General features: G+C 48.2%; 21 protein-coding genes and 1 riboswitch. Of the genes, 4 read left to right on the plus strand and 17 right to left on the minus strand.

Annotation, left to right across the window (positions count from 1 at the left end; all coding sequences use genetic code 11):
* Positions 1-99: 99 nt before the first annotated feature.
* Positions 100-1536, plus strand: coding sequence for an MFS transporter (locus tag KJS52_RS25030; protein ID WP_213520029.1), 1437 nt, complete (start codon positions 100-102; stop codon positions 1534-1536).
* 85 nt (positions 1537-1621) lie between these two features.
* Here KJS52_RS25030 and map (KJS52_RS25035) read toward each other — a convergent pair whose 3' ends face one another.
* Genes map (KJS52_RS25035) through KJS52_RS25050 form a run of 4 tightly spaced genes read right to left on the minus strand, consistent with a single transcriptional unit; the run spans position 1622 to position 4212 of the window.
* Positions 1622-2368 (minus strand): type I methionyl aminopeptidase, encoded by a 747-nt coding sequence (gene map, locus KJS52_RS25035; RefSeq protein ID WP_213520031.1) that lies wholly within the window; start codon positions 2366-2368, stop codon positions 1622-1624.
* Positions 2369-2427: 59 nt separating this feature from the next.
* A complete protein-coding gene (locus tag KJS52_RS25040) occupies positions 2428-2868 on the minus strand; it encodes a DUF5946 family protein (RefSeq protein ID WP_213520033.1) in 441 nt (146 codons plus the stop codon).
* Between the two features lie 33 nt (positions 2869-2901).
* Positions 2902-3648: a type I methionyl aminopeptidase gene (gene map, locus KJS52_RS25045; protein ID WP_213520035.1), complete on the minus strand. Its 747-nt coding sequence runs from the start codon at positions 3646-3648 to the stop codon at positions 2902-2904.
* 33 nt (positions 3649-3681) lie between these two features.
* Positions 3682-4212 carry a hypothetical protein gene (locus KJS52_RS25050; RefSeq protein WP_213520037.1) on the minus strand — a complete coding sequence of 177 codons (531 nt, stop codon included), beginning with the start codon at positions 4210-4212 and terminating at the stop codon, positions 3682-3684.
* 152 nt (positions 4213-4364) lie between these two features.
* On the opposite strand from KJS52_RS25050, the gene KJS52_RS25055 reads away from it, so the two are divergent.
* Genes KJS52_RS25055 through KJS52_RS25065 form a run of 3 tightly spaced genes read left to right on the plus strand, consistent with a single transcriptional unit; the run spans position 4365 to position 6810 of the window.
* A complete protein-coding gene (locus KJS52_RS25055) occupies positions 4365-5105 on the plus strand; it encodes a MerR family transcriptional regulator (RefSeq protein WP_213520039.1) in 741 nt (246 codons plus the stop codon).
* Complete coding sequence (locus KJS52_RS25060) at positions 5102-6040, plus strand: ABC transporter ATP-binding protein (RefSeq protein WP_213520041.1); 939 nt, start codon at positions 5102-5104, stop codon at positions 6038-6040. The genes KJS52_RS25055 and KJS52_RS25060 overlap by 4 nt, the downstream gene beginning before the upstream one ends.
* Complete coding sequence (locus KJS52_RS25065; RefSeq protein WP_213520043.1) at positions 6037-6810, plus strand: ABC transporter permease; 774 nt, start codon at positions 6037-6039, stop codon at positions 6808-6810. The genes KJS52_RS25060 and KJS52_RS25065 overlap by 4 nt, the downstream gene beginning before the upstream one ends.
* Positions 6811-7631: 821 nt before the next feature.
* Here KJS52_RS25065 and KJS52_RS25070 read toward each other — a convergent pair.
* From KJS52_RS25070 to KJS52_RS25130, 13 genes are all read right to left on the minus strand, one after another.
* On the minus strand, positions 7632-8567 hold the full coding sequence (locus KJS52_RS25070) for an aminoglycoside phosphotransferase family protein (protein ID WP_306433600.1): 936 nt from the start codon (positions 8565-8567) through the stop codon (positions 7632-7634).
* Between the two features lie 25 nt (positions 8568-8592).
* Entirely contained in the window at positions 8593-9291 is a 699-nt protein-coding gene (locus KJS52_RS25075) for a uracil-DNA glycosylase family protein (RefSeq protein WP_213520045.1), read from the minus strand.
* 179 nt (positions 9292-9470) lie between these two features.
* On the minus strand, positions 9471-10490 hold the full coding sequence (locus tag KJS52_RS25080; RefSeq protein ID WP_213520047.1) for a MoeB/ThiF family adenylyltransferase: 1020 nt from the start codon (positions 10488-10490) through the stop codon (positions 9471-9473).
* Entirely contained in the window at positions 10487-11251 is a 765-nt protein-coding gene (locus tag KJS52_RS25085; protein WP_213520049.1) for a thiazole synthase, read from the minus strand. The genes KJS52_RS25080 and KJS52_RS25085 overlap by 4 nt, the downstream gene beginning before the upstream one ends.
* A gap of 3 nt (positions 11252-11254) precedes the next feature.
* Positions 11255-11461: a sulfur carrier protein ThiS gene (thiS, locus tag KJS52_RS25090; RefSeq protein ID WP_306433601.1), complete on the minus strand. Its 207-nt coding sequence runs from the start codon at positions 11459-11461 to the stop codon at positions 11255-11257.
* Positions 11462-11467: 6 nt separating this feature from the next.
* Complete coding sequence (thiO, locus tag KJS52_RS25095; RefSeq protein WP_213520050.1) at positions 11468-12619, minus strand: glycine oxidase ThiO; 1152 nt, start codon at positions 12617-12619, stop codon at positions 11468-11470.
* Positions 12620-12716: 97 nt separating this feature from the next.
* Positions 12717-13409: a thiamine phosphate synthase gene (locus KJS52_RS25100; RefSeq protein ID WP_213520053.1), complete on the minus strand. Its 693-nt coding sequence runs from the start codon at positions 13407-13409 to the stop codon at positions 12717-12719.
* Between the two features lie 112 nt (positions 13410-13521).
* Positions 13522-13626: riboswitch (TPP riboswitch) on the minus strand.
* Between the two features lie 165 nt (positions 13627-13791).
* Complete coding sequence (locus KJS52_RS25105) at positions 13792-15924, minus strand: ligand-binding sensor domain-containing protein (RefSeq protein ID WP_213520055.1); 2133 nt, start codon at positions 15922-15924, stop codon at positions 13792-13794.
* Between the two features lie 250 nt (positions 15925-16174).
* Complete coding sequence (locus KJS52_RS25110; RefSeq protein ID WP_213520057.1) at positions 16175-17203, minus strand: DUF418 domain-containing protein; 1029 nt, start codon at positions 17201-17203, stop codon at positions 16175-16177.
* A 65-nt stretch (positions 17204-17268) separates the two neighbouring features.
* Positions 17269-19182, minus strand: coding sequence for an FtsX-like permease family protein (locus KJS52_RS25115; RefSeq protein WP_213520059.1), 1914 nt, complete (start codon positions 19180-19182; stop codon positions 17269-17271).
* On the minus strand, positions 19157-19927 hold the full coding sequence (locus KJS52_RS25120) for an ABC transporter ATP-binding protein (RefSeq protein ID WP_213520061.1): 771 nt from the start codon (positions 19925-19927) through the stop codon (positions 19157-19159). Before KJS52_RS25120 ends, KJS52_RS25115 begins: the two co-directional genes overlap by 26 nt.
* A 218-nt stretch (positions 19928-20145) precedes the next feature.
* Entirely contained in the window at positions 20146-20802 is a 657-nt protein-coding gene (locus KJS52_RS25125) for a hypothetical protein (RefSeq protein ID WP_213520063.1), read from the minus strand.
* A 2-nt stretch (positions 20803-20804) separates the two neighbouring features.
* On the minus strand, positions 20805-21281 hold the full coding sequence (locus tag KJS52_RS25130; protein WP_213520064.1) for an RNA polymerase sigma factor: 477 nt from the start codon (positions 21279-21281) through the stop codon (positions 20805-20807).
* Positions 21282-21306: the final 25 nt, after the last annotated feature.

Consider the following 21306-nt stretch of genomic DNA (forward strand, 5'->3'; position numbering starts at 1 on the left):
CAACTCAACATTACCTTATGGAAAGGGTGACTGCATTAATGAAGAAAGCAGTGGATCAAGCCTCCTAAAATAAATGATTTATTCTAGGAGGCTAACGAAATGAATACGAACAAAAATACCGCTCAACCAATCCAAGGAGCAGCCAAGCGATTCATGCTCCTGCTAGTGCTGTCGTTATCATCCCTATTGGCGGCGATTACCGTCGATATGGTTAATCCTGTTCTCGGCTTAATCGGCGAAAGCTTATCTGCCACAAAGGCGCAAGTAAGCTGGGTTGTGAGTGGAGTTGCGCTGGTCCTCGCTATTGGCGTTCCGCTTTATGGACGCATGTCAGATTTCTTCGAGCTGCGCAAACTGTTTATGCTGGCAGCTTCCATCTTAACACTAGGCAGTTTAATTTGTGCGTTGTCTGCCAGTTTGCCGCTACTAGTTTTAGGACGAATGATTCAAGGAGCTGGGATGGCCGCAATTCCCGTCCTGTCTGTCGTCGCGATCTCCAAGCTGTTTTCCGAAGGCAACAGAGGCTCTGTATTAGGTATTGTTGCAGGCTGCATTGGGATCGGTACCGCCTTTGGCCCGATATTTGGAGGCATAGTTGGGCAAATTTGGGGATGGCCGGCTCTTTTCTGGATCACCTTTGTTTTGTCGCTGCTTATTGTGGCTGGTGCTGCTTTTGCCTTGCCGGCAATTGAACCGACAATGGAAGCTGGCGAAACCCGGCAATTTGACTTGGCGGGCGGAGGATTGCTTGGCCTTGCAGTTGGACTTCTGCTGTTTGGCGTTACGCAAGGAGAGGTGAGCGGCTTCCACTCGCTATCTGCTGCAGCAAGTCTGCTCGCAGCTGGACTGGCGCTGGTCGGCTTGATTTGGCGCTTACGCACAGCAAGCATGCCATTCATACCGCCGTCCCTGTTCAAAAACGGCAGCTATATCAGTTCCATTACAATCGCCTTCTTCTCAATGTTTGCCTATTTTGCAGTGCTGGTCTTTGTACCGATGCTTATGGTAGAGGTGAATGGACTTTCTCCAGCTCAAGCGGGGCTAACTTTGCTGCCGGGTGGTGCAGCCGTTGCGCTGCTTTCTCCATGGGTCGGTCGTTTGTCTGATCAAATTGGCAATAAGCCGCTAATCGTTGCAGGGCTGGTAGTAATGGCTTTGTCGACCTTGTACCTGTCGACTTTTGCAGCAGGTGCTGCTCCAATCTTAGTGTCAATTGGCGTTTTAGGAGCAGGAATCGCCTTTGCGCTCATTCATTCACCAGCCAACAATGCGGCAGTTGGATCGCTTCAACAGGAGCAGCTTGGAGCTGGAATGGGGCTATTTCAGGGGACACTATATCTCGGTGCGGGAACAGGCGCTGGCCTCATTGGAGCATTGCTGCACGCACGCAAGGATGCGGATGCAGCTTTCAATCCGCTTTACCAATTGCTTGCAGTCGGCTATTCTGATGCGCTTCTCGCAGCCAGCTTGGCTACGCTGATCGCCCTTATTGCTTCATTCGGACTGCGCAGCGGCTCCCTCCGTATAAAGCGATAGCTGCCTATAAATAAAGGTTGTTCAGAAAGTCTGGCATCGCGCTCGACTTTCTGAACAACCTCACTTTGCCGATTTGCACCCATTTCTACTGGGCTGTTAAAATGAGCGGACCATCCGCCGTAATCGCAATCGTATGCTCAAATTGCGCCGACAGCTTGCCGTCAGCCGTTCTCGCGGTCCACTCATCATCATCGATCGTAATACGGAACGTACCCTCGTTAATCATCGGCTCTATTGTAAAGACCATGCCTTCCTTCAAGCGAATGCCTTTGCCCGCTACGCCAACATGCTCATAGCTCGGCTCCTCGTGCAAGCTCCGTCCAATCCCGTGCGCCAGCAAATCGCGTACAACCGAAAATCCGTTTGCCTCCGCATGCTGTTGAATCGCCGACGTGATGTCGCCGAGCCGCCCTCCGGGAAGTGCCTTAGCGATCCCCAAATCGAGGCATTCCTTTGCCACTCTCATTAGTTTTTGCGCTTCCGGCGTAATATTGCCTACTGCATAGCACCAGCACGAATCACCGAACCATCCGCCATATTCCACAACAATGTCGAGCTTCAGCAGATCGCCGTCTTTAAGCTTCAGGTTAGAAGGAATACCATGGGCCACCACGTCGTTGACCGAAGTGCAAGTTTCAGCAGGAAATCCGTTATACCCTTTCGTAAACTGCTTGCCGCCCAGCTTGGTAATATGTTTGGCAACAAAATCATTAATTTCTCGGGTGGTGATACCGGGCTCAATCAGTTTGGATACCGCGCGGTAGCAGTCCGCTACGATTTGGCCAGCTGTCTTCATCTCTTCGATTTCCCTTGGTGATTTTAAAGTGATCATCCTTGTTTATTCGCTCCTTATCGTTCTATATATCTGCTGTCCTTGCTCGCTTGCAGAAACTATTGCTTATTCAGCAGCAGCGGCCCCATTTCGCTCAACGTCTTTTGCCCCCACTGCTCGATAAGCTGGCAGTAGCTTTCCGCATCATGCATGTGAGCTGCCACATCAGCGATCGTCATCGACCAGGCTACTTTAGGAAGCGGGCGCGCATCTGCTGGCCTGCGCACGCCTTTGCTTCGTCCAGGACCTCGAGCCGCATCCGCGAGAATCATTTGCACTGTATAGCCTCGCTCGACATAATTGCGCAGCGCAGATTCAATCCATAAATACATCTCATCGCTATAGCCTTCATGCTGAATCATATAGCAGGCTACCGTTACAAAATGAACGCGTCCATAGCCAGGATCAACAAATTCCAACGCTAAAAACTGATGATAAATCTCTTCGCAGCTTCTCCCCTCTAAAGGTACGGCGCCGCATAACCGGCAAGCTTCCGACATCTGTATCCTCTCCTGTCTACTAGGATCTTACAATTATTGCTGGGTCAAAATAAGCGGTCCATTCTTCGTTATTGCGATCGTATGCTCATACTGGGCTGAATTTTTGCCGTCGATCGTTCTTGCGGTCCAGCCATTGGCATCCATTTTGCTCTGCCATGCCCCCTCGTTAAGCATCGGCTCAATCGTAATCACCATTCCTTCTTTAAGCCGTAATCCTTTTCCGGGCACACCAAAGTGCGGGATATTCGGCTCTTCATGAATTTTAGGCCCGATGCCATGGCCGGTGAACTCTCTTACTACGGAGAAGCCTTGCGCTTCCGCATAGGATTGAATCGCATGTCCAATGTCTCCGATTCGATTGCCAATGCACGCTTGCTCAATCCCTATGTAGAGGCTGCTATGCGTCACCTCCAGCAATTTCTGCGTCCTGTCTGCAATGCTCCCTACTGCATAGGACCAGGCCGAATCCGCCAGATAGCCATTTAAATTAACTACGAAATCTATCGTCACAATATCCCCATTGCGTAGCGGCTCCTTGCGAGGATAGCCATGGCAAATTTCATCATTAACAGAAGCGCAGGTTGCAAATTGATAGCCCTTGTAGCCTTTCTGCTCAGGATATGCTCCATGCTTAAGCAAATACGCTTCTACAAAGCGATCGATTTCCAATGTTGTTGTGCCAGGCCGAATGAGGTTGGCAATTTCCTTATGGCAAGCGGCCAACAGCTTTCCCGCTTCATGCATTTGCTGGATTTCTCTCGATGATTTCAATGTGATCAACGTTATCACTCCATTCTTAACGTCTTGCGCGGTTTACAAATAAGCTTGCTGCTTCTGCTTATCCTTCTTCCTTTGCGCATAGTGATAGCGATTGCGGCAATTAGAGCTGCAAAACCGCGCTACTTTGGCTCGCTGATACGGGATAAACCAATGTCCGCAATGGATGCATGTCTGCAAATCAAGCTGCGCATTTCTCTCCAATGCCTCAAGCAGGCTAATGATTGCCTCCATATATTTGCGCTTCAGCAAGTCTGGACTGTCCACAAACTCTGTATGCAGCAAAATTTGCTCACTAGAGCTCCCTTGGCTGTCATCGCTGCCGAATAAATTTGCCAGCTTTGGTACAATGCTTACTTTTAAGCGCACCGCTTGATACTGCTCGAACAGCTCGTTGATTTTTGCGATCGTCGCCTCATTGAGTCCCTTCTTGTCTCGCACCGATTCAGCGACAAGCAGCAGCAAAGCTTGCAGTTCATACTCTATGCTTCCTTTTTGCACGTGATGCTGACTTATTTCATTGATAACAGTCAAAAAGTAATTTTCCCGCGATAAGGTCGGACACATATCAGACACTCCTTGCTCAAATTTAAACGGATTAACATATTCAATACGTTTATACCATTAATTCCATAAAAGATCAACAAAAAAAGGGGTTGAACGGCACGTTACGTGCTGTTTTATAATGAACTCAAGCATGAAGTTGAAGGAGGCCAGAGATGTATACAATTGGTCAGCTTTCCAAGAAAACAGGCGTTACGGTAAGAACACTCGACTACTATGATGAGATTGGCCTATTAAAGCCAGCAGCCGCTACAGAAGGTGGCCACCGTTTGTATGGAGACCAAGAGGTGATGCGTTTAGAGCAAATTTTGGCGTTAAAGTATTTAGGTTTTTCCTTGGAAAAAATTCAGCTAATTTTGCGCGAGTCTCCTCCTTCCTGGGAGGCGGCGCTCACAGAGCAGTTGTTAATGGTCGAGGAAGAGAAGAAACGGCTCGATGATTTGCATCGCTCACTACAAGGAATTCTGTACTCCATTCAGATTGAGAAGCAGGTCAATTGGCCGCTTATTTTCGGTGTCATGCATATGTTTCAGCAGGGTGAACGCGAAGCAATTAAAGTGCTGGATCGCTATATGAGTCGGGAGCAGCAGGATAAAATGCTGTCCGTTAATATGGATCAGCACAAAATGGACCAATGGGTCGCACTCATTTATGAAATCCGGGAAAACCTCCACGAATCGCCTGACTCTCCTATCGCCCAACAGCTTGCTGCACGCTGGATGGAAGGTGTATATGAAATGTTTGGTCAAGATGATGAGTTTTTAAGCAGCGCCTGGAACGCGATTACGGAGGAAAGTGACGGAGTTATGTTTTACCCGATGACCAGGGACGTCGTTGATTTTATTACAGAAGCGATCAAGGTGAAGGAAAAGAAAGCAGGTGAAGCCAACGCATGAGTATCGCGATTCAATTGAACAATGTTAGAAAAACGTATGGTAAAAAGGTCACAGCGATTCAAGACTTGTCGCTAACGATTGAAGAAGGAAGCATTTACGCCCTGCTGGGGCCTAACGGCTCCGGTAAATCAACAACATTTCGCATTCTGACCACCTTGGCAGCAGCCGATCAAGGAGAAATCTACTATTTTGGTTCTCGCAAAATCAACAAGATAACAATTGGTTGTGTTGCTCAAAACTCCGGTGTCGATCCAACGGCAACAGGAAGGGAAAATTTGATGCTTCAGGGCAGAATTTATGGCTTGCGCGGAAAGGAGCTCCAGGAGCGGGTAAACGAGCTGCTTGCACACTTCCATTTGCAGGAGGCTGCTGATCGATTGAGCAGACATTACTCTGGTGGAATGAGAAGAAAGCTCGACCTTGCGATGGGAATTATTCATCGCCCAAGGCTGCTTTTTCTCGATGAACCGACCACTGGCCTGGACCCCGAATCTCGTGCCGAGCTGTGGCAAATGATTAAGCAGCTGCAAAGCGATGCTGGCATGACCGTTCTACTAACCACTCATTATATGGAAGAAGCTGACGAACTGGCTAACCAGATCGCATTTATGAATGAAGGCAAAATCGTTGCTGTTGGAACACCCGATGAGATGAAAAACAAGGTTGGCGGCGACACGATTACGATCCAGTGCCGACATTCCCAAGCAGCCGCACAAGTGCTTGCTGCAGCTTATGACGTTCAACAGCACGAGCAACAGAATGACAATATGCTGCATGTTGTAACAGAGCATGGAGCCGAGAAGCTGCCAGACATTATGAGACGATTGGACGAACAAAGCATTACGGTAGATTCAATTACAGTAGCAAGGCCAGATCTTGGCGATGCGTACCTGCTATATACAGGAAAAACATTGAGGAAGGAAGGGAATTCATGAAGCTGCTTACGGATACGGGATGGGTGTTCATGCGTTATTTGAGAGGCTTGCTCCGCTCTCCTTTTATATTGGTAATGACGGTCGTGCAGCCAATTTTTTGGATGATTTTATTCGGTCATGTGTTTTCCAGCATAGGCAGCATTCCTGGGTTTGCAGCCAGCTCCTACATCGATTATCTCGGGCCAGGAATTGTCATGATGAGCACGATGATGTCTGGCGCATACAGCGGCATGGGCGTGCTGAGCGACTATAAGGATGGCGTGCTCGACCGCATGTTGATTTCGCCGATCAATCGTCTCGCTATGCTGCTCGGCTCCTTGCTGCAGGATGCGCTAACCTTGATCATTCAGGCCGCGCTTATGGTTGGAGTCGCTTCTTTGCTGGGCGCCAGCTTTAGCGGAGGACTGCTAAGCATTGTTCAGTTGATTCTGATTGCCGTGCTGCTAGGGCTGGCGATGGGAGCCTTGTCCATCTCGCTGGGACTGATCGTCCGCAAGGAATCCAGCCTGACTGCTGCCGTCAGCTTTGCAACAATGCCGTTATTATTTTTGTCAGGCTTGTTTATGCCATTACAATTAGTACCGCGCTGGGTGGAGCTGATCGCCCGCTTCAACCCGCTGAATTGGGCGGTAGAAGCAGGCCGGGAGGTGCTTGGCGCGCAGCCGGATTGGAGCCTCGTATTGCAGCACGGCAGCTACCTGCTCATACTATTTGCTGCAGCATGCCTGCTCGTTTTTGCAGCCTTTCGCCAATATCAACGATCGCTGTAAAACGATTCGTAGGGGGAGCAAGTTAGCGGCTAACTGCTAGCCGCTAACTGCGGGAGCTGCTGGCAGCTAACTACTGAGCCACTAGAGCCGCTAATGCTGGCAGCTAATTACTGAGCTGAGCTGCTAGCCGCTAACGCTGGCAGCTAACTACTGAGCTGCTAGCCGCTAACGAAACTAGGTAACGCTATTCGTGACAAACGAAGTCCTGCAAAAATCTAACGAAGCTACAGCAGCTTATTAGGCGTTTTCCACTGTAAATGCGCTACTTTTCCGCCAATAACGTTGCTGATATTCGTTAGATTTGTACAATCTCCAATTCGATCAATTAGCGTTATCCAGCTTCATTAAAACGCCCCCACTACTGAAAACCATCACGAGTCTCCCATATTCGACGCCGAATCCACTCCGAAGCGTAACATCGTCATCAATGTCCTATTTTTAAACCTCATCTCTTCCAATGGAAGTTTAAAAATAGGGCTTTCAGGACCAAGAAGCTTGGACGCTAGTAGAAAATGAGGAGCGCAGCGTAGGCAAAAGCTACGTGAGCACCGGAATTTTCGCTAACGTTCAAGATTCGACGCCGAATCCGCTCCGAAGCGTAACATCGTCATCAAAGTCCTATTTTTAAACCTCATCTCTTCCAATGGAAGTTTAAAAATAGAGCTTTCAGGACCAAGAAGCTTGGACGCTAGTAGAAAATGAGGAGCGCAGCGTAGGCAAAAGCTACGTGAGCACCGGAATTTTCGCTAGCGTTCAAGATTCGCCGCCGAATCCACTTCGAAGCGTAACATCGTCATCAAAGCCCTATTTTTAAACCTCATCTACAAAGCTTTTAGCTCTTTTGTTAAATAATTGAAAGTATGCTCACCCTGTTCCTCATACAGAAGCTGCTCAAGAAACTCCCAAATATCCTCAAGCAATCTTCTTTTCTGGTAAAACAATAACGCCTCTGAATGAATCTCATAATCTGCATGGGTGTGCCGGTACACATTTAAAAATTCGTTAAAGTAAGGCTTGTCTACGAGAAACATCATATCCGCTTCTACCGGAGCGAGCTTCAACCCTTCCCAATCGATCAAGATTAGCTGCTCGGACTTTACCTGCTGCATCACATTCCAATAGTGCAAATCGGTATGGCATAACGCCATTTTTAGCTCGCCTGCTTGCAATCGTTGCGACAGCTCTTTAACCTTGTTTATTGTTCGGCTTAACGGCAACTCATAAGCTGCAAGCAGCCTCCGCACCTCGTCCGGCATATAGCCAATATCGCCACTCAATGCTTTTTGCAGCAAGTCCGTATACGGCACGTCAAACTGCTCCTTCATCCAGCCGCTTGCAAACGGAATCTCTGCTCCAAATCGATGCAGCTCCGTAATGATCGCGATAAACTGACGGACTTGCTTACCGTTCAATTCTCGATCACCAATCGTTTCACCTTCGATATAATCGTACAGCATATAAATGCCATGCTCGTCCTCGTATTTATAGCAGCCATCGTTCGTCAACAGCGGCACTGAAATCTTGCCTTCTAGCTGGCTGTTTTGCACCAGCCACCTAATAATCGGCACATAACGATCAATATGTGCGGTCAGCTTGGCTGTGGAAGCTCTGCTCTTTTCATAAACTTTTACAAAGTAATGCTTTGACTCGCTTGTTGCCTTATAGGCAAGCGCAGCCCATCCACCCTGCTGAGGCGCAATAGCACTAATGTTTATTGAATATTGCTCCTTCAACAACGTTTTCATAGAATCCAGCATTGGACGTCTCCTGCCTTTAATAATTTCATATAGTTCGTTCAATATATGTCTTGATTCGCAACCAGTCGGACTTTTGCTGCTCAAAAGGTCTGTTTCTTCGTCCTAAACTACCGCAATGGAACACCGGAAATACTGCTGTATTTTTACCGACGATGATCGGTGACTTACTTTCAACCAATTCTCTAAAATTAACAACTTTATAACCATACTCGCGTAATAATGACTTAGTAGCCTTTTCCCCTAGTGTAACAACCACTTTGGGCTGAATAATCTCTTCAATCAGAGGCTTAAGAAATGAGGATACGCAATTTCGGAACCACGATCCCTTCACTTTACCAGCTAGTCCGCCTTTTGTTTTCATACACAAGATAGCATTTGTAAAAAATAGATCGGCGTTTTTGTTTTTAGCAGTACTTTCGTTAATATTCACACCTGCAATATTTAACAATTGAATCAATGCGCGATTGGTCGAGCTATTGTCTATATTACATACCCCTTTTTGTTCAACCAGCGTATTGAAATCTCCCCAATCCTGGCCGACAACCATCATTTTTGCATCCAGACTGCCTTGCCAATTTGTCCAGTGCCCGATCTCATCCGTATCGAATCCGTTCTGAGCTTGGCCCGGATTTATAAGTTCACACTGTGCAGGATCACATATTGTGCAATTTTTCCGCTGGTTAACTAATGCATCATAAGCCACTTGTTTATTCATGCTACTCATTTGATCGCTCCTCACCTTTGATATAGCTTTTCTCAAATGTGTTATACCCCTCTACCTAATCATACCATTTTACGTGGGATAATACGTCCAAGATATAACCCCTCTCACCAAGGGGCTGAGAGGGGTCACTAGGTTACAGATACACCAAAAAGCAGCTTTAGATCAAGGCTATTCAAACCCTACCCCATATAGCGATGGTACAAGCTTCGCGCTTCTGTGGTGTCTTTCGTTCCATGCACCAGCACGCGTCCATCCTGAAAAATGGCCAGACGATGCTTGCCAATCGTAAATGAGACCAGATAAGGATTGCGCTCTACTTTGCCTCCCAGCCCTGCAAGCCTGCCAGCCAGCATTGCCAAATCAAGCTGCACTGCTACGGGCGGCCGGATTTGCACCGTATCTCGTCCGCACAATACAGCGGTAAGCGTATTATTTTGCCGCTGCAAATACGGATACGTCCGCTTCTCGCCGCATGAAGGACAGTTCGCACGCTTTAAAGATTGCAGCGGAATCTCGGAATATTCGTTGCTCCATAAATTAAAGGCGAGCAGCTTGCCGCGCACCGCTTGCCAGTCCTCAACACATATTTTTAACGCTTCAGCCGTTTGATACGCGGTAACCATTTGTGCAGCCGGCGCGATAATGCCTGCTGTATCGCAAGTTTCGCCGCCAATCGGCACGCGCTCCAGCATGCAGTTCAAGCATGGTGTTTTGCCAGGTACAATGACCGCAACGATCCCATAGCTGCCTACCGCCGAGCCGTATATCCACGGAATGCCCAGCTTCTGCGAGATATCGTTGATTATCATGCGAATTTCAAAATTATCGCTCGCATCAAGGATCAGATCGACGCCAGCTGCAAGCTCGGCTATTTCCCGAGCGCCAACATCCATCACTTGAGCGCAAACTTCTACTTCAGAATTGATGCTGCGTAATCTGTTTTGCGCCGCAATCGCTTTGGGCAAACGCTGCTTGGCATCCTCCTCCGTATAAAGCTGCTGGCGCTGCAAATTGCTCCATTCGACATAATCGCGGTCAACAATGGTCAGCTTGCCGATTCCAGCTCGCACAAGCGTCTCTGCGCTGCTGGCGCCCAGCGCTCCAGCCCCAACAATGAGTACATGCTTTTGCGCTAGTATATTTTGTCCTGCTTGTCCAATTGGCGTAAATAACCACTGTCTGGAATAGCGCTCGCTCATTTGCTCAACCCTTCCAGCGGGCTGCTGGCTGATGCATAGCGTTTTTTCGGAATTCGACCAGCCTCGCGGCCCAATCTTCCAGCTTCAATTGCCAGCTTCATCGCCAGCGCCATTTTCACCGGATCATTTGCCCCGGAAACAGCTGTATTCAGCAGCACAGCATCAGCTCCCATTTCCATCGCAATTGCCGCATCAGACGGTGTGCCAATCCCGGCATCAACAATAACGGGCACCTCGGCCATTTCAATAATAAAGCTCAAATTGAGCGGATTAATAATCCCTTGCCCCGAGCCAATTGGCGACGCGCCTGGCATAATCGCGTGCACGCCTAATTGCTGCAAACGCTTGGCAAGCAGCACATCATCCGACGTATAAGGCAGCACGATAAAGCCTTCCTCCAGCAGCATTTCCGACGCTTTCAGCGTTTCCACCGGATCAGGCAGCAGCGTTTTCATATCGCCGATTACTTCCACCTTGATCATATCGCACAGACCTGAAGCTTTAGCCAAGCGCGCGATGCGGACGGCTTCCTCTGCTGTCGCAGCTCCAGCTGTATTGGGCAGCAGCGTATACTTAGACACATCCAGCATCTCCAAAAAATTAGGCTGATTCGGCTCATAAATGTTCATTCTGCGAACTGCAAACGTTAAAATTTCAGCCTCCGATACCTCTACAGCCTGCTTTTGCAGCGCAAAATCTGAAAACTTCCCTGTTCCAAGCAGCAATCTCGATTTAAATGCATACGGTCCAATTTTCAACATCCATTATCCTCCCCCTACAAAATGTACAATTTCAATGCGATCTCCGTCGGTTAATGCCGCTTCTGCATGTGCTGCCTTGTCCAAAATGCGCTCATTATGCTCCACAACCAATACCTTGTCGTGCAGCTGCAAATGTTGCAGCAAATCAGCAATCGTCGCCACATCCGCTGGCACGGCAACGCGGTCACCATTAATTTGCAAGCTCAGCATATCGCTTCACCTCACTTCTAATTGGAATCGTTCTAGCGTAAATGGCTGCAAGTCGACACCGGATGGCGCTAGCCTGCTCGTAGAACCAGCGTTCTCCTTATCCAGCAGCTCCGCCATCGCTTCGCCCGTTATTGGACTTAGCAAAATCCCATTGCGATAATGTCCCGCTGCAACATATAAGCCGGCATAGCCTGGCACCGCTCCCATAACAGGCAGCCCATCCGGCGTTTGCGGACGCAAGCCTGCCCACACCTTTTCAAAGCGCATGTGAGCGAGTGAAGGAACAAGCTGCAGCGCTTTACCCAGCAGTTCATGCACGCCTGCAGCGGTAACAGCCTGATCATATTCGCGCTCGCGCATTGTCGCGCCTACAACGATTCTTCCGCCTGATTTCGGCACCAGGTAGCAGCCTTCGGAAAAAATCGTTATGCCAAGCTTTACAGCATCGCTTGCTACGGAAAAGCACTCGCCCTTGACCGGATGCAAATCAAGCCTTACTCCCGCCTTCTCAAGCAGTACTTTGCTCCAGACACCAGCCGCAAGCACAACCTGATCCGCATAAACCGCTCCATTTGCCGTAGCTGCGCCAATAGCACGCCCTTGCTGAAAAAGCAGTGAATGAACTGCCGCATATTCGCTTATCTCTGCTCCAAGCTTAATGGCGGCTTGGATAAAGGCTTGGTTCAAGCCAGGCGCTTGCACTTGTCCCTCGCCAGGCAAATGCATCGCTCCATATATCCGCTCTCCAAGCAGCGGCTCAATATAGCGAGCTTCTGCCGTCGTCAGCCATTCCGCTGCCTCTCCAGCCTGCCGTTGCTGGTCAACTGTCGCCAAATACTGCTGCGCTTGCTCGGCAGAAACAGCCACCTTCAGCTTGCCTTGCATCATGAGCTCAATATCGATTCCGCTAAGCTGCTTTAACTCCTCAGCCAAATGTGGAAACATCGCTCTGCTTTGTAGCGCCAGCTTGAACAGCGGCCCGATATCGTTCATTTCCGATTGAGCGCCGAGCATGCCTGCCGCAGCTTGCGATGAGCCAGAGCCACATCGCCCTTGTTCCAGCAGCAGCACCCGCTTTTGCCTGCGCGTTAAATAGTAGGCAATCGCTGCCCCTATTACACCGCCTCCAACTACAATGACATCGTACTGCTTCCTCATCAATAACATCGCTCCCCGTTACACTTGCTTTCGATTACAGCCCACATCCAGCCGCTTATGCAACTGCCCCTAACTAACTGCTCCTGCACGCCTCGTTCTAAAAAACTGTATCTTGCTCATTCGCGTCGCACTCTGCAGCTTGCTCATTCGGATCACGCTCTGCAGCTTGCTCGCTCGCACTTTGCATTGCTGCAGCATATGCTTTAACTGCTGCTAAACTATCGCCCGCTTCCAATATTCCGCTCATTACGGCGATGCCTGCTGCCCCTGCATGCGCGATTGCCGAAACATGCTTCGGTAAAATGCCCCCGATTGCGATGACCGGAATTTGTACACTGGAAGCTGTCTGCCGCAGCGCCTCAATGCCGCGTGGCGGGGCGGTCGCCTTGGAAGCAGTAGCGAAAACATGGCCAAATATAACGTAGTCGCTGCCTGCTTGCTCCGCTTGCCTCGCTTCCTCGCATGAATGAACAGATTTTCCAATCATCAGCCGAGGAAAGCTGCGCTTCACTGCATCGACAGGCATGCTGTGCCAGGCGAGCTGCACGCCTTTAACTCCTGCAGCGACTGCCACATCAGCGCGATCATTAATAATAATGCTGCGCGGCGAAACGCCTTCGCTCACGAGCTGCTCGCAAGCACGCAGCAGCTCCAAAGCAGTAACTGAACGTTCCCGCAAATGAAAAGCAGTCACATAAGGAGCAATCTGCCCAGCTATTTTGCAAAAGCTATGCAACGGCTGCCTTCCCGTTGAAATGACATGCAGCTGCTGCAATTGATGTTGCTTCATCCGCTCGCCCCTTCCTCTTTCACATTTCAAAAAAAAACAAAAAGCCACTTTTCCGAAGAAAAGTGGCTGCAAGACAAGTACGCCGTTAAACATAGGCACACACGATCATCCTATAAAAGCTCTACCACTTCCCTTCGCTGGCATTATCCAGAGCAGGTTCAATGGGTCCGAATTCATTCATTCGTCTCAGCCTTTCGCGGCTCCCCAAGTGTTAATTCGCACTATTCAATTATCGCCTAAAATATATCATAACGTACTCGGAAAGTAAATTAGTTTTGCACAATGAAGCTCGACATCTTAAAAGTAGGTTATTATATTGCTGTCTACTTGACGGTAAGAAGTTCATCCGAGTGAACAGTCTCGCTGTTTACCTTCCACTAGTTCAGCCGGTAAAATCGAGCGGATAGGAGACGTTGGATACCGCCACGCCGCGTCCGTTGGTTCCGGCGTAAATCTGTCCGTCCCGGTCAATGAAGAGTGCGCCTGAGTTGTTGCCGAGTAATCCATCTTCCCATGAGGTTGAGTACACATAATTATCATCCCATAGAAACCACTGAATCTCATCTCCAAGTGCTAAATAAAGGGTACCGTCCCGTGTCATGGACATCTTGGGTATATAGTTAATCGGCCAGTTTATCGGCAGTTCAATTACTGGAATCGGGCTTAGCTCCCATGTTTTCCCCATATCTCCTGACCTCATAACATATATTCTCTGGTAACCCTCCCCTCCGTACCCACAAACATAAATATATTGTTTGCCAGCGTTCCACCTCGTGTCTTCGAGCACATCGTAAATTTCAGTATACGGATACTCCGAACTATCCGCCGACATAAATTTGTTTATTGCCGTCCAAGTTTTACCGGAATCGGTCGATATCGACAATGCACCCTTTTGGACAACCCCCTTATCATAACCAGCGGCGTAGACTCGCTGCCCTCCGTTGCGACTCGCTTTAACAGAATAGAAATAATTGCCGGCCAATCCGTCATTCTTGGTCACCACCCGCCAGGTTGGTGCGGTCAGTTTAGGCTGAATCGACAGCCCTTGTCCCAAATGCCCGGCGATGATTGTACCATCGCTTTGTAAACAGACACATTGGACGTCGTTGCTAGCCAGGCCATCGCTGGTCGTATAGTGAATGGCGGCAACCGTCGGACTCGAACCGTAATAATCCGTGATGCGAAACACCCCATGGCGGGACGTCCCCGCCGCCACTGTGGGATATCCTGCAACATTCATATATTCAAGTCCATTGAATACTTTGTCGTACAAGGTCAGCCCGGCTGTCGTCTGCATAATCCGGCTCCAGGAGCTGCCTCCGTTAGTTGTAACGGCAAGTCCTTGATTACCGCCAGCATAGACGGCCGTTTTTGAGCCGGTACTGCTGGCATCGACACCAGCCAGACTGGTAATTGTATCCGTGCTCAAGCCTGCTGCAGTGCCGACATATGTCCAAACCGCAGGAGATGCAGCAACATCAGCCAGGCTGGCATACGCCACGCCGGAGAGTTCCGTCGGCACATACCAGTTTCCGTTAGGATTCGGATCGACAAACATTTTGTTGCAAAGGATATTTTGGAAGTTCGACTCATTAAAAACCTTCACTGAGCCTGTCTTTTTGTTCCACACGCGAACTGCAAGGTTGCTCAGCAGATATAGATTGTCGCCGTTTCCAGTGATGGAATGATAGGGTGAATTTACATTCATCAGCAACAAATCCCACGTTTTCAACTGGTCGGTCGATCGCATCAGATATGAATAGCTCGTGCCTCTTCCTCCGCCCACGCTCCCGGCCACCATATAGATATGGTCCAATTCATCGACGTATATATCCTCCACACTTAGAGGTTGATCAAGTTCCGGAATGTCCCCCTCATGGGTTGGATTGATCTTGAAGGATGTCATGTTCGTCCAGTGATCGCCGTCATCCTTTGAGTAAGACAACATGTTATTAAAGCAAGCATAGATGACGTTGTTAAAAATCTTCATATTCCAAACAACATTGATCCCTTTGCCCACCCATTCAGCCGGGAGTCGGTAGGTCCATTTCCCTTGCAATGACCCTGGTTCCGTATGATATTTGGAAAAAGCAAGGTATTCGATGTGAAGCAGGCGTACAGCGCCGATCGGGTCTTGTGTCGAGTAGCTGTAGTTGACCGCTATGGCGTTAACGTGATTGCTGGCGATTCCGTCCTTCTCCGACGTGATCATAACCGTTTTCGGATTGTCGCGGAAACGGATATACAGTCCGCCATTCGCCCGGTTTATAGTATTGCAAGAAGCATATAGAGTGCCGTTTTGCTCGTTCACGTAAATATCGCTGTTTTGACTTGTACCCGATAATTCATCATTATAAGAAAAGATCGTGCTCCACTTGCCCGTTCCCCTGTCACGCATCGACACAGCACCATCAAATGACGCGTATACCGTTCCATCATGATAGCCAACGACACTGGTCGTATCATTGCTATACAACCCGTCTGCAGTTGTACTGTATTTCCAAATACTGCTCATGCTTCCATACCTCCTGAAATAAATAAGATGATAGAGACTAGTGCATGCGAGCCAATCTCTACATCATCTTATGCGGATGAACAAGCAGTGTTCGGGTTCTGTTAGAAAATGGGAAAATGCGTACGCTGTTAGCGCTCGTAAGAACTGAGCCAATTGGCTGAAGCGTAGATAGACCTGTGTGAGCACCGCAGTTTTCGCTAGCGTTTAAGATTCGCCGTCTCGATTACGCTACAAAGAAGCTGCATCGTCATCAAAGCCGAACCCTCCAATAAGTGCCGCATCTCCAAAGCCATTCAAACGGCCCATACCGAAAGCGTTTCATCCATAAATTGCTGAAAATGATCTGCACGAGCACGATAGCGAGACTTACTAACGTCGATACTAAGTAAGTAGATGCAGTATTCTTTAAGAAAAGGTATTGCACACCAACAAGCAGTACCGTCTGCCCGATATAATTAGTAAGCGCCATTCGGCCATAAGCTTGAAGCGGCTGAAGGATCCGCGCTCCCAGTCTGGAACGCTGCAGCATCAGCAGCGAAAGCAAATAAAAGGCGGATACAATCGGGCCAGTCACAATCCCGATATGCACTACATTTAACGCGGCCTGTACATCAGGCGGAGTATCGCCCCCTACAGTCTCATAAAGAAATGCAGGCATAGGCTCTGATGGAGCAGCCCACCACATAGCTCCAATTCCTATCACTGTTCCGATTAAAGTCAACAGCCATATTGTGCGTAAGGAACGAAGCCCTTTGTGAACCGCATCAATAAGCCCGTACTGGCCAGCTGCAAGACCAAGCACAATTAGAAATGGAACAGTCAAAAGCTTTGCTCCAATAACTACAGCGAAAATCAGCCCGAGCACGCCGATGCCAAGGTTAATGATGCGAGGCGCCCAATATAGCGGAAGCGCAAGCAAGCCAATGATGGCATAGTAGAACAACGCCTCCCCTGGATTAAAAAACTGATGGATAAAGCCTATCACGAGAAGAATTGCCAATCTGCGAATGTACAGCCATACCCGCGGCTTTCCATGCTTCTCGGCGGATCGGGATAAAAACATATAAAAGCCAAGACCGAATAGAAATGTAAATATCGTATAAAATCTGGCCTCTACGAAAAAGTAAAGGCCGCGCTGAATCCAATACTCGGTACCGTTTTCCGGTGTGCGAATCAACCACAGTGACAGCACATTGACAAATGGCAAACCAAGCAGGGCGAATCCTCTGAACAGATCGAGAAATGGTATTCGTTCCTTGTTTGTAGTTGTCTGTTTCATATCGTTATACCTCTTCCCAAGAAAATAGCTGCTTATTACGATTATTAATAACCCGCTCAGCTTGGTTATACCATCGTTTGATTGACCTTCTTAATATAACGAGCCCGTACAATTAGAAAATAGACCGTCTGTACAGCCAAATAAATCGCAGAGGCGGCTAGCACAGGGCGATAAACCGCTTCAGTTGAGTTCATGACCTCCATAACTGGACCAAGCACAACGAGAGATTGAAGGGATGCCACCAGAATCGGAATATAGAAAAGCATTGCAATTTGAATCGTCGCAGATATGTTCATCTCGCGACTGCCAAGTCCAATTTTGGAGAGAGAACGATACATTGTCGCATCCGCCGCTAACTCGGTATGCAGCTTGAAATAAAGGAAGCTGGCAGAAGAAACCGAGAATATCATCGCAATAAACACTCCAATAAAGCTGAAAAGAGAGAAGCTTTGCTTGTTGGTATAATAATTTTCAGCTCTGGCTTGCAAATAACCTTCATGCTGCCCGTCCCTGATCCAGTTCGTGAGCTCGATAGCCAGCCTTGTCTCAGGATCATCCTTGGTTGGGAGCTTGCCAGTTTCAGGAATAACAAATACATTGTTGTACTCAATATGACCGTCATAATCTTCCGCATATTGCGCAAATAAGCTATCCGGAATGACTAGCAAAGGCCCGGAATAAGTCAGCGTAGCAATATCGTTTTCACGGTAAGTATACGATAGCTGCCGGACCGATTCTTCAACCTGCAGCTCCATTGTATCTGCAGCAGGATACTTCTGCACAGCCGTATCCGTTTGCACGAGCACAGCTTCTGAAGGAGCAAGCGAATCTATCAGCTCAATATGTAGCGCTGAAGCTACATGATTGTAATCTGTTTGCGAAATTAGCATGATCGTATTGGAATAGCCGCTAGTTGACATCATTTTCAAGTCTATAAAGCTGTACGCCAAGCCTGCTTGCTCAAAACGCTCCTTAATGTAGTTGATCTCCTTCTGCACCAATTGTGGATCGCTGTCTCTATAGGACGAATATTTAACTGCAAAAGGATCGTCTCGATATACGTCCCTGATCTGCTTCTCGTAAGCAAGCACAAATCCCGTGCTCATACAAGCCAAGGCGACAACGACCGTTACTAAAAAGAGCATGCGCGCATTATCCTTTAGCTTGTAGCTCATTTCGGATGTCCATAGCAAATTCGCACCTTTCCAGGCTATATGACGACTGCGCTGCAATCTTCTAGTCAACCAAACAGACAACTGAGAATAGAAAAAATAGGTCCCCGCTATTCCGCTTACCGCTGCAATCAATAGACCGATTTCATCAAGTTTTTTGGCATGAAGAGCCAAGTACCCGATAGTCAGCAACAGAATGCCAAGCATCGCAGTAAATACGTTGGCGCGCGGTTCTTTTTTCGGCTTGCTGCTCCCCTTCAAAAGCTCTAGCACCTGGCTTTTGCGTATAAACAGTAGCGTAAAAATAGAAATGAAGAGAAATAGCAACACAAATGCGCCCGTTGTCAGCAGTATCGCTTTTACCGGCCAATAAAAGGGCAGTTCTTCCATATCGATAACCTTGGTGCTAATTAGCAGAAACAACTTGGACAGGAGCAAGCCTCCGGCAATACCAGTTACAATCGCCACAGTACCGATCAGCATATTTTCCAGAAGGATTAACAAATTAATTTGTCTCGACTCCGCACCAAGAATCGTTAAAATCCCGAATTCACGATTCCGCGATTTAAGAAAAACACTGATCGAATAAAGCACAAAAAAGAAAGCAAACACGTAAACAATAACAGTGGCAATGCTCATGCCTGTCCGCGTCATATTGCCCATTTCAGATTCCGCGATTCGCGGGTGATAAATAAATACCGCATACGTGAAAAAAATCATAACCATAAATGCGCTGCTCAGCAAATAAGCAATATAAGCACGTGCATTGCGGCGAACGTTGTTAAACGCGAATTGAGGAAAGCTCACTCGTATTCCCTCCCCAAAACGACAGAGTATCGATTATTTTTTGAAAAAAAGCTTGACGGTTGTCACCACGATGAATTTCCGCCGCCAGCTTTCCGTCTTTAATAAACACGATACGGTTGCAGTAGCTTGCAGCCATCGGGTCATGCGTGACCAGCATAAGCGTAGTCCCATCCTTCTCGTTAATATCGACAAGCGACTCCATAACTGCACGAGAGGAGTTGGAATCCAATGCGCCCGTCGGCTCATCGGCAAGCAGCAGCACAGGAGACCCGATAATTGCACGCGCGATCGCAGTCCGCTGCCGCTGGCCCCCTGAAATTTCGTAAACACGTTTATTTAAAATGCCGGTAATATTCAGCTTTGATGCGGTTTGCTCCAGCAGGCTGTCGATTTGCTTTAATGGTCGTCTGTCAAGTGTGAGCGGCAGAACGATATTTTCAGCGACAGTTAGCGTATCGAGCAAATTAAAATCCTGAAAGACAAAGCCGAGCTGTCTGCGCCTGAAGTGCGCAAGCTCTCTTTTTTTCATGCTGTATGGGTTGGCTCCCCCTATTTTAACCTCGCCTGAGCTTGGACGATCGATAGTGGACACCATATTAAGCAGCGTTGTTTTGCCGCTTCCTGACGGCCCCATAATGCCGACAAACTCCCCTTTGCGAATCGTTAAATGAATATCAGTCAGCGCTTGTGTTGCCACTTTCCCCGCATAGACCTTGTTTAATGCTTTTACCTCTAAAATATCCAAGATGCAGTCGCTCCCTTCATGACCATCAATCAGTATACCCTAACTTTACGTCAGATCCGCTGCAACTGCCATCGGTTTAGATGAATCAAAGCTTACATTTGCCATAAGGTTATGTTCGCCAGTTTGTTCGCCTCCTCTCCTCAAATGAACCGGCACGTAAAAAGCCCGCTGTTGCCAGCGGGCTGCTCTGCTTACCTTCTTCATTATTGTTGTTGTCGTTAAAAGTTGTTGTAAATTCGCTCAGCTGTAACCTTGCCGCTTGTTACATCCTCCGAGGTAAAGCCTGATACAGCGTTGCCTACTTTAAACTCCTTGCTCACCAGCTGCTCTGACGGGTCTGGCGCAGTTGGGCCTGTAATGCCATACTCCGTAGCGTCTGTTACCGTTACCCAAAGCTCACCGATGCGGAAGCTTTTTCCATCTTCACTGACTTCCTCAATGATGCCATCAATGTTAACCATATGCTTGGCGGTTGTTGGCGGCGCAGGCTTATTCCCGACAACACCATTGCTTGTGCCTGAATTGCTATCGACAACACCGTTATTCGTTCCCGAATTGTGGTCAACATTGTTTGCTCCATTATCAGCTACAATATTGCCCGCACCCAATCCAGGATCGGTGCCGCTATTATTCTGATTAAGTGCAAGGACGCCTACTGCCAGTACGGCACAAGCCGCGATGCCTACCGTCCAAACCTTCAATTTACTATTCTTATTGTTGCTTGCTGGATTGGATTGTTTCATGTCCATCTCTCCTTTTTGTGCATGTGCTTGGTAGGTGTCGCCCTCAAGCCCTAGCCGCTTTAGTGTTTGCTCTTGAAAATCTTCGCTTGTCTTTAATTTGGAAAGAGCGTCCTTGTAGCTTTGCTTCTTCATGCTCATAAACCTCCTATCACTCCTTTTAGCTGCTTACGTCCGCGCGCAAGCCATGTCCCTACAGTAGCGGGTTTGGCATGAAGAATTTCCGCGATTTCCTCCAGGGAATAGCCTTCATAATAATGCAAGTGAATCGGAATCCGATATTTAGGCTCCAGGGACAATACCGCCTGCAGGATCGTATATTCTTCCTGGGGCAAATAAGTCAGGTTGTCTGGAAGGGGGGTTCTGCTGCGGAACCAGCCCGTTTTCAGCATATTTTTACTTTTATTGATCGCCGTACGGATCAGCCATGCCTTCTCATGCTCGCTGCTCTTGAAGTCTGGAGCTGTTTGAAGATAAGCGAGGAATACATCCTGCGCGACTTCTTCCGCATCGGCAACATTTTTGAGATAGGCGAAGGCAATTTTGATCAGGCTGTCCGAATAGTTGATGACCGCTTGGCGAACGGATTCATTGAGCTCAGATGAATCGTGCACTTCATGTCCCCCTTTCACTATGAAT

Source organism: Paenibacillus montaniterrae, assembly GCF_018403185.1.
Lineage (GTDB): Bacteria > Bacillota > Bacilli > Paenibacillales > Paenibacillaceae > Pristimantibacillus > Pristimantibacillus montaniterrae.